Origin of the sequence: Pseudonocardia abyssalis (genome assembly GCF_019263705.2) — a bacterium.
GTDB lineage: Bacteria > Actinomycetota > Actinomycetes > Mycobacteriales > Pseudonocardiaceae > Pseudonocardia > Pseudonocardia abyssalis.
In genome coordinates this window covers 3,546,730-3,571,941 of the sequence record NZ_JADQDK010000001.1, presented here as the reverse complement: position 1 = coordinate 3,571,941, position 25,212 = coordinate 3,546,730, and the positions used below count along the sequence as shown (strand labels likewise).

Below are 25,212 nucleotides of genomic sequence, written 5' to 3'. Positions count from 1 at the left end.
GGACTCAGGTGTTCGGGCGCTTGCCGTGGTTGGCGCCGCCCTTCTTGCGGTCGCGGCGCTTGCGTGCACGCTTCGACATGGTTCCCTCCCTCACACGGTCGTGGATGCTGTCCCCATCGTCCCACGTGATTGACTTGGCTCGATGTCCACCCTGAGCGAGCTGCTGGCCGAACACACGCAGCTGCCCGGTGACGCCGTCGAGCACCTGCAGCGGGTCGTGGCCGAATGGCAGCTGCTCGCCGACATGTCGTTCGCCGACTTCCTGCTCTGGGTCCCGATCGAGACCGACTTCCTGTGCGTCGCGCAGGCCCGCCCCACCACCGCACCCACCGCGCACGCGGAGGACATGGTGGCGCGGCGGTTCGCGGTGACCGACAACCCGCAGCTGCGCCGGGCGGTCGTCGAGGGCCGGATCTGCCGCGACGAGGCCCCGCGCTGGCATCTCGAGGTGCCGGTCCGCACCGAGACGATCCCGGTGCGGCACGCCGGCACCGTCGTCGCGGTCCTGTCCCGCGACACCAACCTCGCGATGCCGCGCGTGCCCAGCCCGCTGGAGATCGCATACCTGGGCAGCGCGTCGGACCTGTGCCAGATGGTCGCCGACGGCACCTTCCCGCCGCACGCCACCGTCGCGGGTGCCGACACCAGTCCCCGGGCGGGCGACGGCCTCGTCCGCCTCGACGCGCACGGTCTCGTCGCCTACGCCAGCCCCAACGCGCTGTCCGCCTACCACCGGATGGGGCACGCGAGCGACCTCGTCGGCCTGCCGCTCGACCGCGCCACCCGCGCGCTCGTCCTCGACCCGTTCGACGCCGCCGAGGTGGCCGGTCGCATCGAGTCGGCGCTGGCCGGGCGGCACTCGCTGCGGATGGAGGTCCGGGCGCGGGGGGCGGTGATGCTGGTGCGGGCGCTGCCGCTGCGGCCCCGCGGTGACGCCGCCGGGGCGCTCGTGCTCGTCCGCGACATCACCGACCTGCGGCGACGCGACATGGCGCTGCTGTCGAAGGACGCCACGATCCGCGAGATCCACCATCGCGTGAAGAACAACCTGCAGACCGTGGCCGCGCTGCTGCGCCTGCAGGCCCGCCGCACGGCGATCCCGGAGGCCCGCCGGGCGCTGGCGGAGAGCGTGCGCCGCGTCGACTCCATCGCGCTGGTGCACGAGACGCTGTCGGCGTCGGTGGCCGAGCGCGTCGACCTCGACGAGCTCGTCGACAAGGTCCTCCCGGCCATCGGGGACGGTGCCACCGCCGAGTCGCGCGCCAAGGTGCGCCGCGACGGCAGCTTCGGGGAGCTGTCTGCCGAGCTGGCCACGCCGCTCGTGCTGGTGCTCACCGAGCTGGTGCACAACGCGCTCGCCCACGCCTTCGAGCCCGGCCGGACCGGCGAGGTGGTCGTCACGGCACGCCGGACGGCGTCGACGCTGGACGTGGGCGTCCTCGACGACGGGATGGGGCTGCCGCCCGGCTTCGACGTGGAGACCGCGAAGGGCCTGGGCCTGCAGATCGTGCGCACGCTCCTGGACTCCGAGCTCGACTCGGCGCTGGAGGTCCGGGCCAGGGAGGGCGGCGGAACAGAGGCCCTCATCAGGCTGTCGTTACGGGGGCGTTAGCCTGTGGAGCGTGGTTGACGGCACGCAGGTCGCACTGGCGGACCGCCGACCCCCCACCCGGAGCAGCCCCCGCGTGCGCCCGGATGGAACGACCGAGGGCCCGTGGCCGGGTGCAGTCCGGCCTCGGGCCCTCGGTGGGGGAGTCTTGAGTGCTGGTGGTGCTTCTTCTCTGATCAGGCCGTGCGAGCGCGGGTGCGCGCGTTGCGACGCTTCAGCGCCCGACGCTCGTCCTCGCTCATGCCGCCCCAGACGCCTGCGTCCTGGCCGCTCTCGAGCGCCCACGTAAGGCACTCGGTGACCACGGGGCAGCGCCGGCATACGGTCTTGGCCTCGGCGATCTGCAGCAGCGCAGGACCGCTGGTCCCCACAGGGAAGAACAGCTCGGGGTCCTCGTCGCGGCAGATTGCGCGGTGGCGCCAGTCCATGATTGCTCTGCTCCTCGTACTTGCGCGATCGGGGTCGCGCCGATCGTCCGTCACGGTGTTTCCGCGCTTGTGAATCATTTCACGAGCGCGTGCGTCTTTCAAGGGTCAAGGCCCATCTCGGTGAGTACTCTCACCCACTCATCGTAACGACGTCGGACACGATCGGTTACTGCTTCGCATCTGTCGTGACGACGAGCGATGGAATCTTCGCCCGCCCGTCGAGGAACAGTTACCCGTTCTCCGACAGACCATGCGTGGAGCCCGTCACCATCGCGGCCAACGGTCCCTCGCTTGTCCGGCCCCCACAGTGCGCCCTCGTTTGCCCAGGTGCGAGCCCTTATCGGCTCGACGGTCCGCCGGGATCGGTGAATGGACCCCGGCGGTCACCGAATCGGGTGACGCGGACCGCTCGACGCGACGAGAAGCGCCTTTCGCACGACGACTCGTCGCTCAGCGGGTTCGGGTGGGAACTGCACGTCACCGGCGCGCGTCCGGCCTATCCTCGGCGCCGTGAGAGCAGCAGAGCCCGCCGGACCACCCCCGCAGGTGCGCTGGGCCGGCGTTTCGGTGGTGGTGCAGGGGGCGGCGGGGCTCGTGTTCGCGGTGCTGCTGGTCCTGCGGTCCGGCTCGGCCGACCTGCCGGTCGGCTTCGTGCTCGGCGAGGCGGCCTACTTCGCGGTGATCGGGGCGGCACTGGCCGCCGTCGGGGTCGGGCTGGTCAGGGGGCGCCGGTGGTCCCGCACCCCGGCGATCGTGGCCCAGCTCCTGCTGCTGCCCGTCGTCTACTCGTTGATCGGGCCGTCGCAGCAGCTCGTGCTCGGGCTCGTCACGGGGGCGGTCGTGTTCGTCACGTTCATGCTGCTGATCAGCGAGCGGTCGCGGGAGTGGTCGATGGGGCTGGACCTGCCGGACGCGCCGCGGTGAGGCCCGTCAGCGCGGGCCGCCGCCGGCGGCGGGGAGCTGCGCAGCGGCGTCGATCGCGGCGGACGGCAGTGCGCTGCCGATGCCCCGGCCCTGGCGGTCCGGTCGCACGGCGCGGGGGCTCAGCGTCAGCACGTCGACGAGCCTGCGCGGGGCGTCGACCCAGGAGCGCGAGAGCCGGACGTGGCCGACGATCTCCCCGGCGGCGACGGCGACCAGGGAGAGGGTGGCGACCAGGGAGAGGGTGGCGACCAGGGAGAGGGTGGCGACCAGGGAGAGGGTGGCGACCAGGGAGAGGGTGGTGTCGCCCGTCAGGCCCCCAGGGTGGCGAGGGCGTCGCCGTCGAGGCGGAAGGTGGACCAGCCGTCCATCGACACCGCGCCGAGGGAGCGGTAGAAGGCGATCGACGGGGCGTTCCAGTCCAGCACCGACCACTCCAGCCGGGCGTAGCCGCGCTCGGTGCACACCGCGGCGAGGGTGGCGAGCAGGGCTCGGCCCAGCCCGGCGCCGCGGTGGGCCGGCCGCACGTAGAGGTCCTCCAGGTAGAGACCGTGCACGCCCCTCCACGTCGAGAAGTTCAGGAACCACAGCGCGCAGCCGACCACCTCCCCGTCGACGACGGCGACGTGGCCGAACAGCGCGGGGGAGGAGGAGAAGAGGGCCTCGGTGAGCTGCGCGGTGGTGAGCAGGCAGGAGTCCGGCTCGCGCTCGTAGTCGGCCAGCTCGTGCACCAGCCCGACGACCGCGGGCACGTCGTCGGGCTCGATCCGGCGGATCACGACACCGCCCGCAGGTTGACGTGCGCCAGGCTCGGCACGCCGCGCTCGTCGCCGAGGACCGACCAGGCGGCGGGGTCCATCGTGAACCGGACGCCCTCCGTGGCCGGCAGCCCGATCCAGCGGGCGAGCAGCACACGGGAGAAGTGGCCGTGCCCGACGAGGACGACGTCCCCGTCGGCGCGGGCGGCGTGGGCGTCGGCGAGCACGGCGTCGGCGCGGGCCCCGACCTGCGCGGCGTCCTCGCCGTTCGGGCAGGGATGGCTCCACACCGTCCAGCCGGGCGTGGTCTCGCGGATCTCCGGGGTGGTGAGGCCCTCGCAGTCGCCGTAGTCCCACTCGGCGAGCCGCTCGTCGACGCGGTCGACGGTGAGACCGGCCAGCTCCGCCGTGACCAGCGCACGGGTGCGGGGACTGCTCAGCACGAGTGCGGGAGCGACGCCGTCGCGCAGCCGGACGCCCAGGTTGCCCGCCGCACCGGCCAGGTGACGCCCGCGCTCGGTCAGCGGGATGTCGGTGCGGCCGGTGTGCTTGCCGGAGACGGACCACTCGGTCTCGCCGTGCCGCAGGAGGAACACCCGACCGCTCATGGGATCAACGTAGTGGAGGGGGTGACGTAGACGACGCGGCCGGATCGCGTCCCACGGGTTAGGATTCCCGGCGTACCCGACAGCCGAACCTCGTCGGTCCGCGCCGCTCCATCCCGGCAGCGTGTGATCCGCGGGAGGCCGTCCGGCACCGCGACAGGGCAGCCACCCGCCCTCCGGTGCACGGCGATCGAACGCCCAGCAACCGGAAGCAGCGCATCCCATGAGTTCCTCCACCGTGTCCACACCTGTCTCCACGGCCGCCCCCACCCGCGAGGACGTCCTCGCCGCCCACCTCGGCGGCAAGCTCTCCACCGGCCTGACGACGCCGCTGAACGACGCCCGCGACCTGGCGATCGCCTATACGCCCGGGGTGGCCGACGTCAGCCGCGCGATCGCCGCCGACCCCTCCCTGGTCGCCCGCTACACCTGGACGAGCCGCCTGGTCGCGGTCGTCAGCGACGGCACCGCGGTGCTCGGGCTCGGCGACATCGGGCCGCGGGCGTCGCTGCCGGTGATGGAGGGCAAGTCCGCGCTGTTCAAGGCATTCGGCGGGCTCGACTCGATCCCGCTCGTCCTCGACACCACCGACGTCGACGAGATCGTGGAGACCCTGGTCCGGCTGCGGCCGAGCTTCGGGGCGGTCAACCTCGAGGACGTCTCGGCGCCGCGCTGCTTCGAGTTGGAGCGCCGGCTGATCGAGGCGCTGGACTGCCCCGTCATGCACGACGACCAGCACGGCACCGCGATCGTGCTGCTCGCCGCCCTGCGCGGGGCGTGCACGGTGCAGTCCCGCGAGCTGCGCGACCTGCGGATCGTCATCTCCGGCGCCGGGGCGGCGGGCGTCGCGTGCGCGCGCATCCTGCTGGCCGCGGGCGCGTCCGACGTCACCGTGCTCGACTCCCGCGGCATCCTCGTGCCCGGCCGGGCCGGTGTGACGGGGGAGAAGGCCGCGCTCGCCGAGGTGACGAACCCCCGACGCCTCTCCGGTGCCACCGCCGACGCCCTGCGGGGGGCCGACGTGTTCGTGGGCCTGTCCAGCGCGACGCTGCCGGAGGAGCTCCTGGCCCTCATGGCCCCGGAGGGTGCCGTCTTCGCGCTGTCCAACCCCGACCCCGAGGTGCACCCCGACGTCGCGGCCCGCCACGCCTCGATCGTCGCGACCGGGCGCAGCGACTTCCCGAACCAGATCAACAACGTGCTCGCCTTCCCCGGGGTGTTCCGCGGGGCCCTCGACGCGGGGGCGCGGCGGATCACCGAGGCGATGAAGCTGGCTGCGGCGGACGCCATCGCGGCGGTCGCGCTCGACGACCTGGCGCCCGACCGGATCGTGCCGAGCCCGTTCGACCCGCGTGTCGCGCCCGCCGTGTCGCAGGCGGTCGCCGAGGCGTCGCGCGCCGAGAACTGACCCGATCTGACTCGGAGTCACCTCCAGTTGGGCCTGCGGCCTGCGAGTTCGTGATCAAGCCCTGCCGAATGTCACTCAGCGTGCTGACCAGTGCGTTCACTCACTCGGGGCGGCGTAGGCCGTTCGGGAAAGTACCCCGGATCGGGTGGGCCGTTGCGTCGTTGTGACGAGTGACCAACATTGCGTGACGGTGGGAGTGCCCGTGGACGAGCTCGGAGACCGGCGGAACACCGGCCGGTCGACGCCCGAACAGGGTGAGCCGACCGTCACGGACACGGCCGACGGGGGCTCGGGTCAGGCCGTCGCGCGGGCCGAGCTGCGCCGGGCCCGGCAGGCCGTCCTCGGTGGCGAGACTCCGGTGGACCGCGCGCTGTTCGCCCGCGCGGTCGGCAGGGCCGTCGCGGAGACCCCGGTCCCGGGCCCGGCGACCCCGGAGTCCGGGATGCGGATCGCCGCGCACCGGCTCACCGAGACCGAGGCCCCGGTCGGCCGGCGGGCGGCGGAGGCGATCTCCGCGCTGAGCGGGGAGGGCGGTCAGCGGATGTCCGACCTGCACGACCTCGACGCCGACGAGCGCACCGATCCTGAGGGGTCACCGGTGCTCCCGGCGCTGCGCACCGCCGTCTTCGGGGCCGGTCGGGGCGCCTCCGACCTGGGCGGGCCGCTGCCCGGGGGCGGCGCCGTCGGGGGGCCGGAGATCGTCTCCCTGCCCGCGGCGCCCGCGCTGGTCTGCGACCGCGACGACCGCATCGTCCGCGTCAACCCGCTGCTGCTGGCCCTGGCCGGGCGGGCCGGTGGGTCCGGTGCGACGAGCGCCGCCGACGCCGAGGCCGGCCTGTTCGGGATGCGGCTGCCGCAGCTCGTCGTCGGCCCGGACACCGACGCCCGGCTGGTCCGCCCCGACGGCGAGCGGGTCCGGGTGCGGGTCGTGCGCTGGGAGCTGCCCGGCCGCGAGCTGCGGGCCGTCGTACTCGTCGAGCTGCCCGACGGCAGCGACGGCGAGCAGGACCGCATCGACCGCCGCTGGGTCGCGGAGCTGGAGCGCCTCGCGGGCGTCGGCACGTGGAGCTACGAGCTGGGCACCCGCACCCTGCGCCGCAGCGAGTCGCTGCTGGAGCTCTACCGGTCGGCCGGGGTCGAGCCGGACGGCGCCGACGGCGCGGTGGAGGGCGAGCAGGTCGCCCTGCTGTGCGGCGCGATCCGCGAGCACGGGCTCGGCGGGTCCACCGCCGACCACCACGCCGAGCTGCGCCTGCCCGGCGAGCGGCTGCTGAGCTGCCGCGCCGAGGTCGAGACCGCCGCCGACGGCACGCCGGTGCGGCTGGTCGGCGTGGTGCGCGACCTGTCCGAGCAGCGTCGGGCCCAGGACCGCGTGCGGCACGCCGGACGGCGCTTCGCCGACCTCATGGAGATGGTGCCGTCGGGGGTCGCGATGATCGACCCGAACGGCGTGGTCACCGACGCCAACGCGAACATGTGCGCGCTGCTCGACGTCCCCCTGGACGCGCTGCGCGGCACGTCGGCCGCCGACCTGACCGCGGAGGGCCCGTTCGACCTCCTCGGCCCCGACCGCGCCGCGCTGCCCGGCTGGCTGCGGCCCGTCGCTCCCGGTGCCCGGCACGGCTACCGCGTCGACGCCGCGCCGCTGCTGCGCGCCGACGGCACGACCGTCTGGTGCGAGGTCAGCGCGTCGGTGACCAGCGCCGACGACGGCAGCTGGTTCTGGCTTGTCGCCTGCACCGACATCGGTGAGCGCCGGCGCGCCGCGGAGCTGCTGCGCAGCGCGGGCACCGTCGACGAGCTCACCCGCCTGCCCAACCGGGCCGCCTGCCTGTCGATGGTCGACGCGCTGCTGGCCGGGTCGGGGCGCGACCGGGTCGCCGTGGTCTGCGGCGACCTCGACGACTTCGCCCGCGTCAACTCCTCGCTGGGCCACGAGGTCGGCGACGACCTGCTGGTCTCCCTGGCCGGACGGCTGCAGCGCGAGCTGCCCGTCGGCTGCACGGCCGCGCGCCTCTCGGGTGACGAGTTCGTCGTCATCTGCGCCGACCACGCGGAGGTGGGCGGGCCCGACCAGCTCGCACGCCTCGTCGCCGACCTGCTGCGCACCACGCTCACGGTGCACGGCCAGCCGGTGCAGATGACCGCGTCGGTGGGGCTGGCGACGCCGGTCCCGCTCGGGGACGTCCGGGCGGCGGACCTCCTGCGGTTCGCCGAGGTCGCGATGCAGGACGCCAAGCGGCGGCAGTGCCGCGGAGGAATCGGCATGGCCACCGACGGTGTCGTCAGCTCCGCCACGCAGGCCCTCGCACTGGAGGCGGAGCTGCGCGCCGCGATCACCGGCACCGGGCTGGTGCTGGAGTACCAGCCCGTTGTCGGCCCGGACGGCACGATCCTCTCCGCCGAGGCGCTCGTGCGCTGGCACCACCCCGTGCGCGGGAAGATCCCGCCCGGTGACTTCCTGCCGGTCGCGCAGCGCAGCGGCCTGCTGCGCGAGCTGGACCTGTGGGTCCTGCGCACCGCGTGCGCCGAGGCCGCGACGTGGCCCGAGCACCGTGGGCGCCGGCCGTCCGTCGCGGTCAACCTGGCGGGTCTGCTGCCCGGCGACGTCGACTTCCTGACCGTCGTCGACGCGATCGTCACGGGGTCCGGCCTGGACTGGGGCCACCTGGTGCTGGAGCTGGTGGAGACCAGCCTGGTGGCGCTGCCGCCGCACGCGCTCGCCGCGATGGCCGAACTCGTCGACCGGGGCGTGCGGTTCGCCGTCGACGACTTCGGCACCGGCTACTCCTCGCTGGCCCGGCTCAAGGACCTCCCCGCGCAGACGGTGAAGGTCGACCGCGCGTTCGTCACCGGGGTCGACGACGACCCTGCGGCGTTCGCGGTGGCGCGCGCCGTCGTCGACATGGCGCGGGCGATGGGCCGCTCGACGGTGGCCGAGGGCGTCGAGACCGCCGAGCAGTTCCACGTGCTGCGCGGCATCGGCGTCGACGCCTACCAGGGATGGCTGTTCTCCCGGCCGCTGTCCACCGAGCGTCTCCGCGAGGTGTTCGGCGGCGGACGCCTGGCGACCCCGGCGGCGTCGGCGGCGCTCGCCGGCTGAGTCTCCGTCCGGTCACAACGGTCGCGGCCCCCTACTGATCGGGTTAGCCTCTGGCGGTTGCGGCGACCGGCAAGGGGTCGCCCAAGAACAGGGGGTCCCTCGGATGATCGAGTTCCGGGGCGTGACCAAACGATTCCCCGACGGCACGGTGGCGGTCGACGCGCTCGACCTCACGGTCGCCGACGGCGGCATCACGGTGTTCGTGGGGCCGTCCGGATGCGGCAAGACCACGTCGCTGCGGATGATCAATCGCATGGTCGAGCCGACAGGTGGCACGATCGAGATCGACGGCGCCGACATCATGGCCGGCGACGCCGCGGAGCTGCGGCGGGGGATCGGCTACGTCATCCAGCAGGCCGGCCTGTTCCCGCACCGCACCATCCTCGACAACATCGCCACCGTGCCGATGCTGCTGGGCTGGAGCAAGGCCAAGGCCCGTACCCGCGCCGGTGAGCTGATGGAGATCGTCGGGCTCGCCCCGGAGATGGCCAAGCGCTACCCCAACCAGCTCTCCGGCGGCCAGCAGCAGCGTGTCGGCGTGGCCCGCGCGCTCGCCGCCGACCCGCCGATCCTGCTGATGGACGAGCCGTTCAGCGCCGTCGACCCGGTCGTCCGGGAGAACCTGCAGGACGAGCTCCTGCGGCTGCAGAGCGAGCTGGGCAAGACGATCGTGTTCGTCACCCACGACATCGACGAGGCCGTGAAGCTCGGCGACAAGGTCGCGGTGTTCCGCACCGGCGGCATCCTCGCCCAGTACGACGAGCCCGGGCACCTCCTCGCGCGCCCCGCCGACGAGTTCGTCGACGGGTTCGTCGGCCGCGACCGCGGCTACCGCGGCCTGGGCTTCCTGCCGGCCGAGGGGCTGCCGGTCGGCGATCTGGCGACCGTGTCGCTCGGGGCGAGCCCGGAGCAGGTCCGCGACGCCGCCCGCGACGGCTGGACCCTCGTCGTCGACGAGGCGAAGCGCCCGCTGGGCTGGGTGCAGGTCAACGGGTCGGCCTCCGCCGACGACCTCGTCGCAGGCGGGTCGCTCTACGACACCGAGGCCGACTCGCTGCGCGGCGCGCTCGACTCCGCGCTGTCCTCGCCGTCGGGGTTCGGGGTGGCCGTCGACGGGGCCGGTGCGGTCGTCGGGGCCGTCACGGCCGACGACGTGCTCGCCGCACTGGCCACCGCGCGCAAGCACGAGGACGCGGCATGACCGCCCGGACCGTTCCGCGCCGGATCGTTCCGTGATCGATTGGAACTGGATCCCGGCCAACGCCGACCGGCTCGGGCCGGCGATCGTCCAGCACCTGATCCTCGCGCTGGTCCCGGTGCTGGTCGGGCTGATCGTCGCGGTGCCGGTGGGCTGGATGGCCAACCGGTACCGCACCGCGCGGGCCATCCTGGTGCCGGCGGCGGGGCTGCTCTACACGATCCCCTCGCTCGTGCTGTTCATCGTGCTGCCCGGCATCCTCGGTACACAGATCCTCGACCCCCTCAACGTCGTCGTCGCGCTGTCGGTCTACACGGTCGCGCTGCTCGTGCGGTCCGTCGCCGACGCGCTCGCCGCCGTGCCGGGGATGGTCGTGGCCGCGGCCACCGCGATGGGTTACCGGCCCGCGCGCCGGTTCGCGCAGGTGGAGCTGCCGCTCTCGCTCCCCGTCCTGATCTCCGGTCTGCGGGTCGCCACCGTCACCAACATCAGCCTCGTCGCGGTCGGCGCGCTGATCGGCATCGGCGGCCTGGGCTACTTCCTCACCGACGGGTTCCTGCGCAACTCGCAGACCTCGATCATCGTCGGCACACTGCTGATCTTCGTGATCGCGCTGATCTTCGACTCGCTGCTCGTGCTGGTCGGCAAACTCGCCACCCCGTGGGTCGGAGCAGGGGGGTCGCGCTGATGGGTGCGCTGATCGCGGACGTCATCGCCTGGTTCGGCGACCCGTCCAACCTGACCGGATCCACCGGCGTGCCGGTGCGGATCCTGGAACACATCCGCTACAGCGGCGTGGCCCTGATCATCGCGGCGCTGATCGCCGTGCCGATCGGGGCGCTCGTCGGGCACACCGGGCGCGGCGGGTTCGCCGTCGTCGGCGTGGCCAACGGGCTGCGCTCGCTGCCCGAGATCGGCGTCGTGCTGCTGCTCGTCACGTTCGTCGGCGGCGTCAGCCTGACGCCGGTCACGATCGCGCTCGTGATCCTGGCCATCCCACCCCTGCTCGGTGGTACCTACGCCGGCGTGCGCAACGTCGACCGCGCCACCGTCGACGCGGCGCGCGGGATGGGCATGACCGAGCGCGAGATCCTCACGAAGGTCGAGCTCCCCAACGCGCTGCCGCTGATCATCGGCGGGCTGCGCACCGCCACGCTGCAGGTCATCGCCACCGCGGCGGTGGCGGCGCTGGTCGGTGTCGGCGGTCTCGGCCGGTACCTGATCGACGGTCTCGGCGTGCGCGACTACACCCAGATGGCCGCGGGCGCGCTCCTCATCGCCGCACTGGCGCTGCTCGCCGAGGCCGTGCTGGCCGGTGTGCAGCGACTGGTCGTCTCGCCCGGCCTGCGCGCCACCGCGTCGACGGGGCGCCGCGCCGCCGCGCCGCCGTCGGAGCCCGTGGAAGAACCCCAGACCCGTTCCACCCCCGTCCCGGAACCTGCAAGGAGCTGACCCCGATGAAGCACATGACCCGGATCGCAGCCGGAATCGCCGGATTGGTGCTCCTCTCCGCCTGTGGCGGTGGAGGTGGCGGCAGCAGCGACCCCCTCGCGGGCGGCGGTGAGGCCGCGGCGCCCGCCGACGTCATCCGCGTCGGCTCCGAGCAGTTCCCGGAGAACCAGCTGCTCGGCGAGATCTACGCGCAGGCGCTGGAGGCCAAGGGCGTCACCGTCGAGCGGCGCTTCGCCATCGGCTCGCGCGAGACCTACTACCCGGCCCTGCTCGACGGCTCGATCGACGTCGTCCCCGACTACAACGGCAACCTCCTGCGCTACGTCGTGCCCGACGCGACCGAGTCCTCCCCCGAGGAGGTCTACGCCGCGCTGCAGTCGGCCCTGCCGCCCGAGCTGACGCTGCTCGAGCAGGCCGCCGCGGAGAACAAGGACGCGTTCACCGTGACCCGTGCGTTCGCCGAGGCCAACAACCTCACCTCGATCGAGGACGTCGTGCCGCTGTGCCCGACGATCCAGTTCGGCGGGCCCACACAGTTCCAGGAGCGCTCGTACGGCATCGAGGGCATGCGCACCAACTACGGCTGCGAGTTCGCCGGGTTCACCCCGCTCGACACCGGTGGACCGCTCACGGTGGCCGCGCTGGCCGACGGCACCATCCAGGGTGCCGACCTGTTCACGACCGACCCGGCCATCCCCGGCAACGACTTCGTGACCCTCGAGGACCCGAAGAACAACTTCCCGGCGCAGAACATCGTGCCGCTGATCAACGCGTCCAAGGTCACCCCGGAGGTGTCGGAGGCCCTCAACGGCGTCTCCGCCGCCCTGAGCCTCGACGAGCTGCTCGCGCTCAACGTCACCATCGGCGAGCAGACGCAGACCGACGCCCAGATCGCCACCGCCTGGCTGCAGAAGGTCGGCCTGGCCTGACCCGACCCGCACGGTGACGGCCCCGCCCTCCGGGGCGGGGCCGTCCGCGTTCCCTGATCACGATGAGGTGGCGATGAAGGTCCAGGAGCTCCGGCGGTACCCGGTGAAGTCGATGCTGGGTGTCGTCGTCGACGACGTGGCGCTCGGCCCGGGCGGGGTCGACGGCGACCGCGCCCTCGCGCTGATCGACACGGAGACGGGCAAGGTGGCCACGGCCAAGCACCCGCGGCTGTGGCGGTCACTGCTGCAGTGCTCCGCGACCGGCGACGGGTCGGCGGTCACGATCACCCTGCCCGACGGCCGGACCGTGGCGGCGGCCGACGCCGACGGGCCGCTGTCGGAGTTCCTCGGCCGGCCCGTGCGGCTGGCCGCCGACCGGCCGGTGGGCGCCGAGGTCGAGCGGCCCGACCCGGAGGAGGTGCTGGCCCATGGGGTGGAGGCCGAGGTCGAGGCCCCGACGCTGGAGATCGCGCAGGGCACCCCCGGCGGGACCTTCGTCGACCACTCGCCGCTGCACCTGATCACCACCGCGACGCTGGAGCACCTGGGGGTGGAGGCTCTGCGCTACCGCCCCAACCTGGTGGTGGCCACGCCACCGGGCACCGCGCCCTTCGTCGAGAACGACTGGCTCGGCCGGGAGCTGACGGTCGGCGCCGTGCGGCTGCGCGTCACCCTGCCGACGCCGCGTTGCTCGGTGCCGACGCTGGAGCACGGTGACCTGCCCCGGGCCCCGCACGCGGTGCGCGGGCCGATGGCGGAGAACCGGGTGGAGGTCACCGGGTTCGGCGTGCTGCCGTGCGCGGGCGCCTACGCCGAGGTGCTCGACGGCGGCACCGTCGGCACGGGGGACGCGGTCGAGCTGCGCTGACGCGCGACGGTCAGCGGTAGCCGGTGGTGTCGGCGGGCAGCCCCGCGTCCTGCACCTCGACGACGTAGCGCCAGGCGTCCGGGCGGGAGCCGTCGACGTCGGTGAGGCCGTACTCGCGGGCCAGCTCGCCCGACGACGTGCTCGCGCCCTGCCACCGGGCCCGGTCCGGGTCGGCGGCCAGTGCGGCGATCCCGCGCCCGACCAGCCGTGGGGACTCCGAGATCGCGAAGTGCGGCTCGCGGACGCAGGCGTCGCGCCAGCCCTCCTCCGTCACCCCGTACTCGTCGAGCATCACCTCCGAGCGCAGCCAGCCCGGCGTCACGGCCACCGCGGTGGCGCCGTGCGGGCCCAGTTCGTGCGCCCAGCTCCGGGCCAGCCGGATCGGGGCGGTCTTCGCGAGGTCGTAGAACGCGTTCAGCCGGTAGTGCCGCTCGTTGTAGGCGGCGGTGCCGTCGGTGACCTCGACGACCAGCCCGCCGGGCCGCCGGACCAGCAGCGGGAACGCGTGGTGGGCGGTGACGAGGTGCGTGTCGACCGCCAGCCGCAGCAGCGCCAGGCCGTCGGCGAGGTCGTGCTCCCACACCGGGGTGTCCCACGCCGTCAGGAAGTCGCCGCCGAAGACGTCGTTGACGACGATGTCGAGCCGCCCCCGGTCGGTGTCGATCCGGGCGACCAGGCGAGCGACGGCAGCGGGGTCGAGGTGGTCGGTGGGCACCGCGATCCCGATTCCCCCCGCGGCCGTGACGAGGTCGGCGGTCTCCTCGACCGTCTCCGGGCGGGGTGCCCCCGGCCTGCCGTACCCGGACGGACGGCCGCGGGTGCTGCGGCCGGTGCAGTAGACGGTGGCCCCGGCCGCCCCGAGCTCCACGGCGATCCCGCGCCCCGCCCCGCGCGTCGCGCCCGCCACCAGTGCCACCGTCGCGTCCGGGAGTCCCATGGCGGCCACGGTGCCGGGTCTCCCTGACAGGACCGGTCAGTGATCGGGCCGGACCGCCAGGCGCAGGGCCCGGGCCGTCGAGGTCAGCACGAGCACGAGGGCCAGCGCGCTGAGGACGATCGCGAGCAGGGCGAGCGGGCTGCCGGCGACCATGGCGGTGCTCTGGCGGAGGTTCGCGAGGTTCATCGCCACCGCCGTGCCCCCGCACAGCACCGCGCCGAGGGCCCCGAGCCCGCCGGCGGCCAGGGCGAGGCGCCGTTCGTCGGCCCGGCTGCGCAGCGTCAGGACCAGCAGGACCACGGCCAGCGCGGTGATGCCCCAGCTCGCGACGTCCTGCACCCCGGCCAGCAGCCGGACGGCGGCCGGTGCGGGGCCGGTCCAGGCGACGCCGGAGGACCACAGCAGGTCCCAGCCCAGGACCAGTGCGGGGAACAGCGCCACGAGCAGGAGCGCGGTGCGCCGGCCCTGCGCCGCGGTCAGCTCGGCCTGGTAGGCCGGGGCGATCTCGGCGACGGACCCGAACTCGGCCACCGCGGCGGCCGCGTCCCGGTGGGCGGCGGCCGCGTCGCGCAGGCCCGCGCGGGTCTCGGCCAGCATGCTGCGGCGCAGCCGGGCCGGGCCGCGCAGCCGTCGGGCGAGCGCGGCGACGTGCAGGTCGACGGGGTCGGGGTCGGTCATGTCGCCTGCTCCTCGGGCCCGCGCAGGATCCCCCCGACGACCCGGCTGAACTCGCCCCACTCGGCGCGCTGGACCGACAGCGCGTGCCGCCCGGCCCGGGTGAGGGTGTACGTGCGCCGCTCGCGCCCGCCGACCGTGCTCCAGGTCCCGGACAGCCACCCGGCGCGCTCCAGCCGGCGCAGCGCCGGGTAGACGGTGCCGGTCGGGAGGTCCAGGGCCCCGCCGCTGCGGGCCTGCAGCCCCTCGATCACCGCGTAGCCGTGGCGGGGGCCCGCCTCCAGCACGGCGAGGATCAGCCCGTCGAGGTGGCCGCGCACGGCGTCAGGTCTCACAGGTAGGGATCCTACGGTGCCGGCCGGGGTCGCCATCAGGGAAAACCCTGATGCATATGTAGCCTGGCTACTTATAGCGTCCCGGGTGTGGAGACATCGATGCGGCTGACGCTGTGGCCGCTGCGCCTGCTGGTCACCGGGCACCTCGTCGCGGTGCTGGCCCAACCCGTCCTCGCCGGGCGGTTCCTCACCGGCGACGTCGACGCGATCACGGTGCACGGCGCGGTCGGGAGCTCGCTCGCCGCCGCCGGGCTGGTGCTGACCGTGGCGACGCTGCTCTACGTCCTCGCCGGCCGCGGGCGGCTGTGGGTGGCGCCGGTGGGGGTCGTGCTGTTCCTCGCCGTCGGCGTCCAGGTCGGCGCCGGGTACACCCGGAACCTCGCCCTGCACGTCCCGCTCGGCGTGACGATCGTCGTGGCCTCGGTGCTGCTCGCGATCTGGGTGTGGACCCCGTCGGCGGGGCGCGCCCGATGAGCCCGCTGAACCGTCGCGGCTTCCTCGCCCTGCTCGGCGGCGCCGCCGCGGGCGTCGCGCTCGCGGGGTGCGGTCCGGCCACCGGCTCGACCGGCCGCCAGCTCGTCAGCGCGGTGCCGCTGCCCGAGCCCTACCGGGTGCCGCTGCCGGTCCCGCCCGTGGCCCGCCCGGTCGCGCCGGACCGGTACCTGATCACCGCACGGGTCGCCGAGCAGGAGATCGTCCCGGGCTACCGCACCCCGGTGCTCGGCTACGACGGGATGTTCCCCGGCCCGACGATCGAGACCCGCTCCGGTCGCGAGGCCGTGGTGCGCCACCGCAACGAGCTGCCCGTGCCGACCGTGGTGCACCTGCACGGCGGGCACACCCCGCCCGAGCACGACGGCTGGCCGCTGGACCTCGTGCTCCCCGTCGGCGACACGTCGGACTGGACCGGGCACCACGGGATGCTCGGCGACGTCGTGGCGGGGGAGCGCGACCACCGCTACCCGATGGCCCAGCGCGCGGCGACGCTCTGGTACCACGACCACCGCATGGACTTCACCGCTCCGGCGGTCTACCGCGGCCTGGCCGGCTTCCACCTCGTGCGCGACGACGTCGAGGACTCCCTGCCGCTCCCGCGCGGCGACCGCGAGCTGCCGCTGATGATCTGCGACCGGTCCTTCGCCGCCGACGGGTCCTTCGCCTACCCGGGGCTCGACCGCGGGATGCGGGGGCTGCCCGGGGTCGAGGACGCGTGGACGGCGGGAGTGCTCGGCGACGTCGTGCTGGTCAACGGGGCGCCGTGGCCGGTGCACGAGGTCGACGCCGCGCGCCACCGGCTGCGGATCCTCAACGCCTCCAACGCCCGCCGCTACCGCCTGCAGCTCGACGGCGGCGTGCGGATCGTGCAGATCGGCTCCGACGGCGGGCTGCTGGCCGCCCCCGTCGAGCAGGACGCGATCGAGCTGGCCCCCGGCGAGCGGTTCGACGTCGTGGTCGACTTCGGGGCGGTGCCGGTCGGCACCGACGTCACGATGACGAACGCGCTGGGCGAGGGCCGCACCCGCGAGGTCCTGCGGTTCCGGGTGGTCCGCGCCGCCCGTGACGACTCGACGGTGCCCGACGTGCTCTCCGAGGTCGAGCCGCTGACGGTTCCGGCGGACGCCCCGGTCCGGACATTCACCTTCGCCCGCGGAGCGGTCGGCGACCACCGCGGTTGGACGATCAACGGGGCCGCGTTCGACCCGGACGTCGCCCGGTACGAGAGCCCGCTCGGTGCGACGGAGGTGTGGCGGTTCGTCACCGACGTCCACCATCCGGTGCACGTCCACCTCGATCCGTTCCAGGTCGTGCGCCGTGGCGGGTCCGGACCGGGCCCGTTCGACGGCGGCTGGAAGGACACCGTCGACGTCCGGCCGGGCGAGGTCGTCGACGTGGCCGTGCGCTTCTCCGACTACCGCGGCCGCTACGTCCTGCACTGCCACAACCTCGAGCACGAGGACATGGCGATGATGGCGACCGTCCACACTGTGTAGCTGTTGCTCCACGGTGTGGATCCGCGGGACCGGTGTCGCCTATCGTTCGACGGGGTGACGACGGGAGGGGTCGACGTGCTGATGACGACGCTGGCGGGGGTTCTCGCCGTCGCCTGTCTCGCGGTCGGGGCCTTCCACGTCCTGCGCCTGCGGCTCGATCCCGCCTCCGAGGCCTCGCACGCCGCGATGGGCGTCGGGATGGCCGCGATGTTCTCGCCGGTCGGCGACCCGGTCCCGGCGCCCGTCTGGGCCGGGGTGTTCACGCTCTGCGGGGCCTGGTTCGCCGCCGACGCGCTGCGCAGCCCGGCCGGGCGCCGCCGCGACGACGCCGTGCACCACGTCATCGGCAGCGGCGCGATGCTGTTCATGCTGCTCGGTGCGCACGGCGGGGGCGTCGCAGGCACCGGGGCCGCGCACGCCGGGCACGTCGGCCACGGGGGCGGCCCGGACGGCGGGTTCGGCCTGTCCTCGATCCTCGCGCTGGTGCTCGCGGGGTACTTCGCGTGGCACGTCCTGCGCTGCGCGGACCGGCTCCGGGCCGCCGACCGCGACCGCGAGCCCGCCGGGGGGTCCGTCGCCGTGCGCACCGACGTGCTGCGCGACGTCCGCGCCGTCGCGCTCGCCCACGTCGTCATGGCCGCCGCGATGGCCGTCATGCTGCTGGGGATGGTCTGACGGTGGCCCGCGGCCGGGTGCTGCGCTCCGGCGCCGCCGCGGCCCTCGCCGTCCTCGTCGCGGTCCTCGCGCACGGCGGCGCCGGGGGCTCCGTCGACCTCGCGGGGGCCGGGTGGGTGTTCGCCGCGTTGGCCGGTCCCGCCTGGTGGCTGGCCGGCCGCGAGCGCGGCTGGGCCGTGCTCGCCGTCGCCCAGCTCGCGGGGCAGCAGGTCGCGCACACCGCGCTGACCGGCCCCGACCCGTCCCACGTCGGCGGGCTGCTGCCGACGGACCTGATGCTGCACGCCCACCTCGCCGCCGCCGCGCTCTGCGCGCTGTGGCTGCGCTGGGGCGAGCGCCGAGCCTGGGCCGCGGTCCGCGCCGTGGTGCGGGTGGTCCTGCTCGCCGTCGCCGGGCTGCGCGTGCCGATCGCCCCCGCGCCGCTGCGGGCCGCCTCCGAGGTGCCCGTCCGGCCGGTCGTGCTGCTGCGCCACGCCGTCGCGCTCCGCGGTCCGCCGCTCGCGGCCTGACCGACACCTCCTCCCGGGAGCCGCGTGCTCCCGGGCACATCCCCGTCCCGGGACCCGTGTCCCGTTCCCCTCCGCCCTGCCGTGAGCACCGCTCCGCAGGCGCGGTCCCCACCTGCCTGGAGTTCTCCCATGACCGCCACCGTCGACCCGACCACGCCCACCGCGCCCCCGGACGCCCCGTCCGACCCCCGTCCGTCGCGCTCCGTCTGGGCGCAGCTGCGTCCGCTCGTGCTGCGCCTGCACTTCCTCGCGGGCGTCTTCGTGGCCCCGTTCCTGCTGGTCGTGAGCCTGACCGGGCTCGCGTACGTGTTCTCGCCGCAGCTGTCCGACCTCGTCCACGGCGGGCAGCTGCTCGTCGCCGACGGGCCCCGCACGGCGACGGTGCCGCTCGACGACCAGGTCGCCGCGGCCGTCGCCGCCGAGCCCGCCGGCACGCTCGCGTCCCTGACCGTGCCGGTCGACCCGGAGCGCACCACCGCCGTCGTGTTCGACGTGCCCGGCCTCGCCGACGACGTCCAGCGCACGGTGTACGTCGACCCGTGGACCGGGGAGGTCCGCGGCGCGCTCGACACCTGGTTCGGCTACCCGCCGCTGCAGGCCACCCTCGACAACCTGCACCGGCACCTGCTGCTCGGCGAGCCGGGCCGGCTGTACTCCGAGACGGCGGCGAGCTGGCTGCCCGTGCTCGTGCTGGGCGGGCTGGCGCTGTGGGTCGGCCGCCACCGGGCGCGGCGCCGCGAGCTGGTCGTGCCGCCGGTCGGGGCGCGGCCCGGGCGGGCGCGGATCCGCGGCTGGCACGCCACCACCGCCGTCTGGATGACGGTCGGGCTCGCGTTCCTGTCCGTGACCGGGCTGACCTGGTCGACGTTCGCGGGGGAGCGGTTCCAGGCCGTCGTCACGTCGTTGCAGGGGCGCTCGCCCGCCCTGGAGGCGGAGCCGGTGGCGGTCCGCGACGGCGTCCCGGTGATCTCCTACGACGACGCGGTCGCCCGGGCCCGCGAGGCGGGGCTGGTCGACCGGCTCGCCGTCACCGTGCCGGCCGAGCCGGGCGGGGTCGTCACGGTGTCGGAGGACGCCGACACCTGGCCGGTGCAGCGCGACTCGGTGGCCCTCGACCCCTACACCGGGGAGGTCACCGAGCGGCTGGACTGGGCGGCCGGCTTCCCGTTCCTCGCGAAGCTCACCTCGATCGGGATCCTCGCCCACATGGGCCTGCTCTGGGGCCTGCCCAACCAGCTCGCGCTGGCCGCGCTCGCGGTGGGCCTGCTGTGCGTCCTGTTCTGGGGGTACCGCATGGCGTGGCTGCGCCGGCCGGCCCGCGCGCTCGCGCCGCGGGGCGTGTTCCGCGGGCTCAGCCAGCCGGTCGGGTTCGCCGTGGTGCTGGTGACGGTCGCGGCGGGCTGGCTGATGCCGGTGTTCGGCGTCAGCCTGGTGGCGTTCCTGCTGGTCGACGCCCTGCTTGGGCGGCGGGCCGCCCGCGGGTCGGTCAGCCGAACCGGGTGACCAGGTCGACCACCAGCAGGACCACGAAGAGCGCGGCGGCTGCGCCGACCAGGAGGTTGGAGAGCCAGCCGCTGCGCCCCTCGGTGACGAACCGCCTCGAGTTGAGCAGGATCAGCAGCGTACCGCCGAGGAACGGCATGAACGCCGCTCCGAGCACGCCGTAGACCAGGGTCAGGGCGAAGGGCTGGTCGAAGAACAGCAGGCCCATCGGCGGGATCGTCAGCCAGAGCAGGTAGCCGCGGAACGGCAGGCTCGTCTCGGCCGTGCCGGCCTCGTAGGCGTCGTCGGGGGCGGCGACGTCGGCGTCGCGCCCGTGCGGCAGGCGCAGCGTGCGGACGGTGTCGGCGAACAGCAGGCTCACGCCGTTCCAGACGCCGAGCAGCGAGGTGGTGGTGACGGCGAGGAATCCGACGAGGAACAGCACGCGCGCCCAGTCGCCGTAGCGCGAGCCGAGCTCGGAGCCCAGCGTCAGCAGGCCGGTGTCGCCGGAGGCGAGGTCCTGGCCGAGCAGGATCTCCGCACCGATGATCAGCATCGCGACGACGAAGATGCCGGTCATGACGTAGCCGACGGCGTTGTCCAGCCGCATCACCGACAGCCACCCGGTGCCGCGCCAGCCCTTCGCGATCATCCAGTAGCCGTAGGCGGCCATCGTGATCGTGCCACCGACGCCGCCGATCAGCCCGAGCACGTAGACGACCGAGCCGTCGGGCAGCGTCGGGACGAGTCCCGTGGCCAGCGCGCCGAGGTCGGGGCCGATCAGGGCCGCCACCGACACGACGGACACGAACTTGATCAGCACCAGGACGGTGATGAACTTCTCGAAGACCGCGTAGCGCTGCGCCCACACCAGCCCGAGCCCGACGACACCCGCGATCATCGCCCAGTAGCGCACCGGCAGGCCGCCGAACAGGGCGTTGAGCGGGAGCCCGACCGCCGACATCGCGGTGGCGCCGTAGACGAAGCCCCAGATGACGATGTAGACGGCGAAGAACGTGGTGGCCCAACGGCCCAGGCGGCGCCAGCCGTCGAGCAGGGTGGCGCCCGAGGCGAGGTGCCAGCGGCCGACGCCCTCGGCGAGCGCGAGCTTGAGCGCGGTGCCGAGCACCGCGGCCCACAGGAGAGCGGTGCCGTAGCGCGAGCCGGCGACCATCGTGGCCACCAGGTCCCCGGCACCGACGCCCGCCGCCGCGGCGAGCAGGCCCGGCCCGACCTGGCGCAACCGCGCCCCGAGGCCGGTCGGTGGTGAGGTGGTCACGTACCCACCCGGTTCCGCTGTCCCCATCGCCCCGACCCCCGTCCGGTTCGTCCGATCCCGGGGACGGTACCGGCGGGGAGTGACCGGGACCACTGCTGGCGGCCGGGGTGGCGGGGCGGCCGGGTGTGCGGTGCACTGGACGCTAAGGTCCGCGCGGAGTTCCGGGTACGGGAGGGGATCGTCATGGCGAGCGTCGACGAGGTGCGGGCCAGCATGGCGCGCGCCGCCGAGATCGCGCTGCAGAGCCTCGGGCACCTGCAGCAGGCCCACGACGTGCTGGCCGACGCCCGCGCGGCGACGGTGCAGACGGCGGAGGCCAGCGCGCAGGACACCGCGCACGACGCGATCGCGATGCTGTCGAAGGCGATGTCGGACATCGTCGAGGTGCAGCACACCGTCACGGCCGCGACGCAGACCGCGCAGGGCTACGCGACCAACATCTGAGGTCCGTTCTTCATGGTGGGTGGGCGGGCCGGCCGCAAGCAGCGGATCAGCGAGGCCTTCGAGGAGTTCCACGGCGCGATGGCCGCGGCGCTCGGCGCGGCCGACGGGCTGCAGGACGCCGCGGTGCGCGCGCACGCCGAGACGATCGTCGAGACGTGGTTGCGCACCGAGGGCCTCGACGACGCCCGCGACGACCCGGCGCTCGCCGTCCCGCTGGCCAACCCGCAGCTCGCCGACGTCGTCGCGCGCGTCGAGGCCGACCGGGCCGCGGCGTTCGACCCGTGGCTGCGCACCGGACCCGCCGCGCTGACCGAGCTCATGGAGCGCGCCGCCCCGTTCGCCGCCGGGCTCGACCCGGACCGCTGGCTGGGCGAGGTCGGCAAGGCCGACGGGATCGACGAGGTACCGGGCCTGTGGCGGATCGGGACGGGGCGCATCGGCTCCGCCTCCCGCCCGCCCGGCAAGTCCCTGCACCGGCCCGTCACGTGGCCGGTCGGGGTGCCGCTGCTCGACGAGTCGCACCTGCAGATCACCTCCACCGGTGACGGGCGCGCGCACGCGGAGTCGCTCGTCGAGTCGCTGCTGATGCGGCTGGTCAGCCACTTCACGCCGGGGCTGGTGCGGCTGCACGTGTGGGACGTCGGCCAGTTCACCGGCGTCGTGCCCGGGCTCTACCCGCTCACCCGCAGCGGGCTGCTCACCGTCCACGACCCGGGACGGCTCTCCCACCTGCTCGAGGAGCTCTCGGACCGGATCCGGCGCGTGCACACCCGCCTGCTCATCGACGGCCACCCGACGCTCGCCGCGCACGTCGCCGCCACCGGCACGCGGGTCAAGCCGTGGATCGTCACCGTCCTGGTCGGCGACGGGCGCCCGCTCGCCGACGAGGACCACTGGCAGGTGCAGCGCATCTCCCGGGGCGGGCTCGCGTCCGGTGTCACGCTGGTCCTGGTCGACGTGCCGGTCACGATCCAGGCCCCGCACGAGACCGTGCGCCTGCACGACGGCGGCGCGGCGACGACGTCGATGACGGGGGAGCACGTCGTCGTCCGGCTGGACCCGCCGCTGGGCCGCGGCGCCGTCAAGCACGCGGCGGACGTCATCGCCGACGCCCACGAGCACGGCCACGCCCGCGCGTTCGCCGACCTGTTGCCCGCCCCGGGGCGGTGGGGCCGCGAGAAGTCGATCACCGGCCTGCGCGCGCCGATCGGGTTCGCCGACGGGATGCCGCACGACGCCGTGCTCGCCGACGAGTCGCCGCACGCGCTCATCGGCGGCCCCAGCGGCACCGGCAAGACCAACCTGCTGCTCACGATGATCAGCTCGATGGCCGCCCGGTACGGCCCCGACGAGCTGGAGTTCTACCTCCTCGACTTCAAGGAGGGTGTCTCGTTCGCGCAGTTCACACGCGGGCGCCGGGACACGACCTGGCTCCCGCACGCCCGGCTGGTCGGCGTCAACATCAACACCGACCGCGAGTTCGGTCTCGCGCTGCTGCAGTTCCTCTCCGACGAGATGCGCCGCCGGTCGGAGGCGGCGAAGGACCACGAGGTCACCAAGCTCGAGGAGCTGCGCGGCGCCGACCCGGACGGGCGGTGGCCGCGGATCGTCGCCGTCATCGACGAGTTCCAGCTGCTGTTCTCCGAGCGCGACGACGTCACGAAGAAGGCCACCGCGCTGCTCGAGGACGTCGCCCGGCGGGGGCGCAGCCAGGGCATCCACCTCGTGCTGGCGAGCCAGGACGTGTCCGGGATCGAGGCGTTCTGGGGGCGGCCCGCGGTCTTCGAGCAGTTCGTCCTGCGCATCGCGCTGCCCCGCGCCCGGCGCGTGCTCGGCGAGCTCAACGAGGCCGCGATGGACCTTCCCCGCTGGCACGCCGTCGTCAACCACGACTCGGGGGTGCGGCACGGCAACGAGGTGGTGCGCATCCCGGACGCCACCGCGCGCGGCACCACCGACGTCGTGCAGCGGGAGCTGCACGAGCGGTACCACGAGGGCCGGTCGGAGCCGGTGCTCTTCGACGGCAGCCGTGCCCCCGGCGTCACCGACCTGATCGGGCTCATGGGCACCGGCGGTCCGCCGCGGGCGCTGCTCGGGCAGTGCATCGACGTGGGCGGGCGCCCGGCGACGGCTGTGCTCGCCGACACCCCGGGCCGCAACGTGGCCGTGCTCGGGGCCGATGCCGAGGACGCGGTGCGGGTGCTCGGGGCGGCGGCCGGGTCGCTGGCCGGGCAGTACCCGCCCGGGTCCGTCGACCTGGTGGTGGTCCCGCTGCTGGCCTCCGCGGACGCGCTCGTCGCCCGGTTCGCCGCGGCCGGGCACACGGCCGAGATCGTCGCGCTCGACGGCGTGCGCTCCCGGATCGAGGCGCTGGCCGCCGACGTGGTGGCGCGGCTCGCCGGCGGCCCGCGGCGCCCGGTGCTCCTCGTGCTGTACGGCGCCGACGCCGCCGATCCCGTGCTGGAGCGCGAGGGAACCGACGCACTGCGCCGCGTGCTGCGCTCGGGCCCGGAGACCGGCGTGCACGTGCTGGGCTGGTGGCGCAGCGTCGCGCGGCTGCGCGCCCTGCTCTCGATCAGCGCGGCCACCGACGACGTGGGGGCCTGGGTCGGGCTCGACGTCCAGGGCAGCGAGCTCGGGCTGCTCGCTCCGGGGATGATGTTGAGCTGGTCGCCCCGACCGGGTCGCGGCCTGTTCTACGACCGCGCCCAGCACTCCCGCCCGGAGGTCGTCATCGTGCCGTCGCTGGAGGAGCCGTGAGCGCCGCGCGCGAGTACAAGGCCGTCGTCGAGGGACTCAGCGGGGCCGCGGCGGAGCTGCGCGAGCGGGACGCCGAGCGGGCCACGGCGCTCGGGTACCGGCGGGTGGTGGAGCACGACGCGATGACCGAGGCCGCGGGCCGTGCCGGGCTCACCCGCCTGGTCGTGGCACTGCACTGGGAGACCGCGCTGGAGCGGCTGTGGCAGGAGTCCTGGCTGACGCTGCGCCCCCCGCCCGCCCCGACCCCCGACGTCGACCCGGCCCGCCTGGACGCTCTCGACGCCGAGGTCGCGAGGTGCGCGGACGTGCTGCAGGAGACGACCCGTCGCCGCCGCTTCGGTCTCCGCCCCCGCTGACCCCGCCCCCGCTGACCCCGCCCCTGCTGACCCCACCCCCGCGAGTCGCTGTTCCGCGGCCCGCGAGTCGCTGGTTTCCCGCCCGCGAGTCGCTGTTCCGCGGCCCGCGAGTCGCTGCCCTCACGCCCGGGAACGGGTGCGAGCCGCGGGGCCCCGGGGCGAAGGCTGGTGGGGCCGCGGTCCCGCTCCATGGAGATCGGTGTGGTTCGTGGCGATCACGGGCGGGCCCCCTGAGGCCAGGGCGCCGGGTGACGATCACGGGTGCGCTACTCCGCGACGACGACCAGCACGTCTCCGCTGGACGGGTCGGTGCGCAGGAGGACCACGCGGACCGTCTCCCCGCGCACCGCGGCACGCGCGGTCGCGCGGGCGGCATCGAGGGTGTCGACGGAGCGGATCGTCAGATCGGTGGCGGTGCCGTCCGCGGCCAGCAGGCTGACCGGGGCTCCGACGGTCAGGGTCGCGGTGCTCGCGTCGGGGTGCAGGGCCA

26 protein-coding genes are annotated in these 25,212 nt (G+C 74.5%); 17 read left to right on the top strand and 9 right to left on the bottom strand.

The features are described 5' to 3' along the window. Positions 1 to 4: 4 nt before the first annotated feature. The gene (locus tag I4I81_RS31615) at positions 5 to 79 is read right to left on the bottom strand and encodes a 50S ribosomal protein bL37 (protein WP_370467464.1); all 75 of its coding nucleotides are present in this window, start codon (positions 77 to 79) and stop codon (positions 5 to 7) included. Between the two features lie 63 nt (positions 80 to 142). Between I4I81_RS31615 and I4I81_RS17280 the strand changes: the two genes are divergently transcribed. Beyond that, on the top strand, positions 143 to 1,612 hold the full coding sequence (locus I4I81_RS17280; protein ID WP_218603696.1) for a sensor histidine kinase: 1,470 nt from the start codon (positions 143 to 145) through the stop codon (positions 1,610 to 1,612). Positions 1,613 to 1,785: 173 nt separating this feature from the next. Here the strand turns inward: I4I81_RS17280 and I4I81_RS17275 are convergent, their stop codons facing one another. Next, on the bottom strand, positions 1,786 to 2,037 hold the full coding sequence (locus tag I4I81_RS17275) for a WhiB family transcriptional regulator (RefSeq protein ID WP_075950692.1): 252 nt from the start codon (positions 2,035 to 2,037) through the stop codon (positions 1,786 to 1,788). A gap of 510 nt (positions 2,038 to 2,547) precedes the next feature. On the opposite strand from I4I81_RS17275, the gene I4I81_RS17270 reads away from it, so the two are divergent. Continuing rightward, positions 2,548 to 2,961 (top strand): hypothetical protein, encoded by a 414-nt coding sequence (locus I4I81_RS17270; protein ID WP_225924620.1) that lies wholly within the window; start codon positions 2,548 to 2,550, stop codon positions 2,959 to 2,961. Between the two features lie 6 nt (positions 2,962 to 2,967). Here the strand turns inward: I4I81_RS17270 and I4I81_RS17265 are convergent, their stop codons facing one another. The 3 genes from I4I81_RS17265 to I4I81_RS17255 all read right to left on the bottom strand — a co-directional run bounded on the left by I4I81_RS17265 (position 2,968) and on the right by I4I81_RS17255 (position 4,324). After that, complete coding sequence (locus I4I81_RS17265; RefSeq protein ID WP_225925731.1) at positions 2,968 to 3,177, bottom strand: GNAT family N-acetyltransferase; 210 nt, start codon at positions 3,175 to 3,177, stop codon at positions 2,968 to 2,970. Between the two features lie 92 nt (positions 3,178 to 3,269). Next, complete coding sequence (locus I4I81_RS17260) at positions 3,270 to 3,737, bottom strand: GNAT family N-acetyltransferase (protein ID WP_218603695.1); 468 nt, start codon at positions 3,735 to 3,737, stop codon at positions 3,270 to 3,272. Beyond that, the gene (locus tag I4I81_RS17255) at positions 3,734 to 4,324 is read right to left on the bottom strand and encodes an acid phosphatase (protein ID WP_218603694.1); all 591 of its coding nucleotides are present in this window, start codon (positions 4,322 to 4,324) and stop codon (positions 3,734 to 3,736) included. Before I4I81_RS17255 ends, I4I81_RS17260 begins: the two co-directional genes overlap by 4 nt. 220 nt (positions 4,325 to 4,544) lie before the next feature. Here I4I81_RS17255 and I4I81_RS17250 point away from each other — a divergent pair, with 220 nt between their 5' ends. The 7 genes from I4I81_RS17250 (at position 4,545) to I4I81_RS17220 (ending at position 13,279) form a co-directional block, all read left to right on the top strand. Beyond that, a complete protein-coding gene (locus I4I81_RS17250; RefSeq protein ID WP_218603693.1) occupies positions 4,545 to 5,729 on the top strand; it encodes an NAD(P)-dependent malic enzyme in 1,185 nt (394 codons plus the stop codon). A gap of 202 nt (positions 5,730 to 5,931) precedes the next feature. Then, positions 5,932 to 8,832: a putative bifunctional diguanylate cyclase/phosphodiesterase gene (locus tag I4I81_RS17245; protein WP_218616174.1), complete on the top strand. Its 2,901-nt coding sequence runs from the start codon at positions 5,932 to 5,934 to the stop codon at positions 8,830 to 8,832. Positions 8,833 to 8,935: 103 nt separating this feature from the next. Next, positions 8,936 to 10,033: an ABC transporter ATP-binding protein gene (locus I4I81_RS17240; RefSeq protein ID WP_218604451.1), complete on the top strand. Its 1,098-nt coding sequence runs from the start codon at positions 8,936 to 8,938 to the stop codon at positions 10,031 to 10,033. Between the two features lie 31 nt (positions 10,034 to 10,064). Next, positions 10,065 to 10,718 (top strand): ABC transporter permease, encoded by a 654-nt coding sequence (locus I4I81_RS17235; protein WP_218604450.1) that lies wholly within the window; start codon positions 10,065 to 10,067, stop codon positions 10,716 to 10,718. Beyond that, on the top strand, positions 10,718 to 11,482 hold the full coding sequence (locus I4I81_RS17230; protein WP_218604449.1) for an ABC transporter permease: 765 nt from the start codon (positions 10,718 to 10,720) through the stop codon (positions 11,480 to 11,482). Before I4I81_RS17235 ends, I4I81_RS17230 begins: the two co-directional genes overlap by 1 nt. Positions 11,483 to 11,487: 5 nt before the next feature. Next, positions 11,488 to 12,411: an ABC transporter substrate-binding protein gene (locus tag I4I81_RS17225; RefSeq protein WP_218604448.1), complete on the top strand. Its 924-nt coding sequence runs from the start codon at positions 11,488 to 11,490 to the stop codon at positions 12,409 to 12,411. A gap of 73 nt (positions 12,412 to 12,484) precedes the next feature. Then, positions 12,485 to 13,279 carry an MOSC domain-containing protein gene (locus I4I81_RS17220; RefSeq protein ID WP_218604447.1) on the top strand — a complete coding sequence of 265 codons (795 nt, stop codon included), beginning with the start codon at positions 12,485 to 12,487 and terminating at the stop codon, positions 13,277 to 13,279. A gap of 10 nt (positions 13,280 to 13,289) precedes the next feature. On the opposite strand, the gene I4I81_RS17215 is transcribed toward I4I81_RS17220, so the two are convergent. From I4I81_RS17215 to I4I81_RS17205, 3 genes are read right to left on the bottom strand one after another with little or no spacing between them, the layout of a single operon-like run. Next, positions 13,290 to 14,216, bottom strand: coding sequence for an SDR family oxidoreductase (locus I4I81_RS17215; RefSeq protein WP_218604446.1), 927 nt, complete (start codon positions 14,214 to 14,216; stop codon positions 13,290 to 13,292). A gap of 36 nt (positions 14,217 to 14,252) precedes the next feature. Continuing rightward, the gene (locus I4I81_RS17210; RefSeq protein WP_218604445.1) at positions 14,253 to 14,894 is read right to left on the bottom strand and encodes an HAAS signaling domain-containing protein; all 642 of its coding nucleotides are present in this window, start codon (positions 14,892 to 14,894) and stop codon (positions 14,253 to 14,255) included. Continuing rightward, positions 14,891 to 15,226: a PadR family transcriptional regulator gene (locus I4I81_RS17205; protein ID WP_218604444.1), complete on the bottom strand. Its 336-nt coding sequence runs from the start codon at positions 15,224 to 15,226 to the stop codon at positions 14,891 to 14,893. Before I4I81_RS17205 ends, I4I81_RS17210 begins: the two co-directional genes overlap by 4 nt. A gap of 87 nt (positions 15,227 to 15,313) precedes the next feature. On the opposite strand from I4I81_RS17205, the gene I4I81_RS17200 reads away from it, so the two are divergent. From I4I81_RS17200 to I4I81_RS17180, 5 genes are all read left to right on the top strand, one after another. After that, a complete protein-coding gene (locus I4I81_RS17200) occupies positions 15,314 to 15,700 on the top strand; it encodes a hypothetical protein (RefSeq protein ID WP_218604443.1) in 387 nt (128 codons plus the stop codon). After that, a complete protein-coding gene (locus I4I81_RS17195) occupies positions 15,697 to 17,217 on the top strand; it encodes a multicopper oxidase family protein (protein ID WP_218616173.1) in 1,521 nt (506 codons plus the stop codon). Before I4I81_RS17200 ends, I4I81_RS17195 begins: the two co-directional genes overlap by 4 nt. A gap of 54 nt (positions 17,218 to 17,271) precedes the next feature. Further along, on the top strand, positions 17,272 to 17,892 hold the full coding sequence (locus tag I4I81_RS17190) for a DUF5134 domain-containing protein (RefSeq protein WP_218606357.1): 621 nt from the start codon (positions 17,272 to 17,274) through the stop codon (positions 17,890 to 17,892). Positions 17,893 to 17,894: 2 nt separating this feature from the next. After that, the gene (locus I4I81_RS17185; RefSeq protein ID WP_218616172.1) at positions 17,895 to 18,401 is read left to right on the top strand and encodes a hypothetical protein; all 507 of its coding nucleotides are present in this window, start codon (positions 17,895 to 17,897) and stop codon (positions 18,399 to 18,401) included. 129 nt (positions 18,402 to 18,530) lie between these two features. Next, positions 18,531 to 19,904, top strand: coding sequence for a PepSY-associated TM helix domain-containing protein (locus tag I4I81_RS17180; RefSeq protein WP_218616171.1), 1,374 nt, complete (start codon positions 18,531 to 18,533; stop codon positions 19,902 to 19,904). Here I4I81_RS17180 and I4I81_RS17175 read toward each other — a convergent pair. Further along, entirely contained in the window at positions 19,888 to 21,189 is a 1,302-nt protein-coding gene (locus I4I81_RS17175; RefSeq protein ID WP_218606223.1) for an Nramp family divalent metal transporter, read from the bottom strand. The genes I4I81_RS17180 and I4I81_RS17175 overlap by 17 nt on opposite strands. A 156-nt stretch (positions 21,190 to 21,345) precedes the next feature. On the opposite strand from I4I81_RS17175, the gene I4I81_RS17170 reads away from it, so the two are divergent. From I4I81_RS17170 to I4I81_RS17160, 3 genes are read left to right on the top strand one after another with little or no spacing between them, the layout of a single operon-like run. Next, positions 21,346 to 21,606, top strand: a complete 261-nt coding sequence (locus I4I81_RS17170) for a hypothetical protein (protein WP_141277932.1) — start codon at positions 21,346 to 21,348, stop codon at positions 21,604 to 21,606. 12 nt (positions 21,607 to 21,618) lie between these two features. Then, positions 21,619 to 24,366, top strand: a complete 2,748-nt coding sequence (locus tag I4I81_RS17165; protein ID WP_218606088.1) for an FtsK/SpoIIIE domain-containing protein — start codon at positions 21,619 to 21,621, stop codon at positions 24,364 to 24,366. Further along, complete coding sequence (locus tag I4I81_RS17160; RefSeq protein ID WP_218616170.1) at positions 24,363 to 24,722, top strand: hypothetical protein; 360 nt, start codon at positions 24,363 to 24,365, stop codon at positions 24,720 to 24,722. The genes I4I81_RS17165 and I4I81_RS17160 overlap by 4 nt, the downstream gene beginning before the upstream one ends. The last annotated feature ends 490 nt before the right edge of the window (positions 24,723 to 25,212 follow it).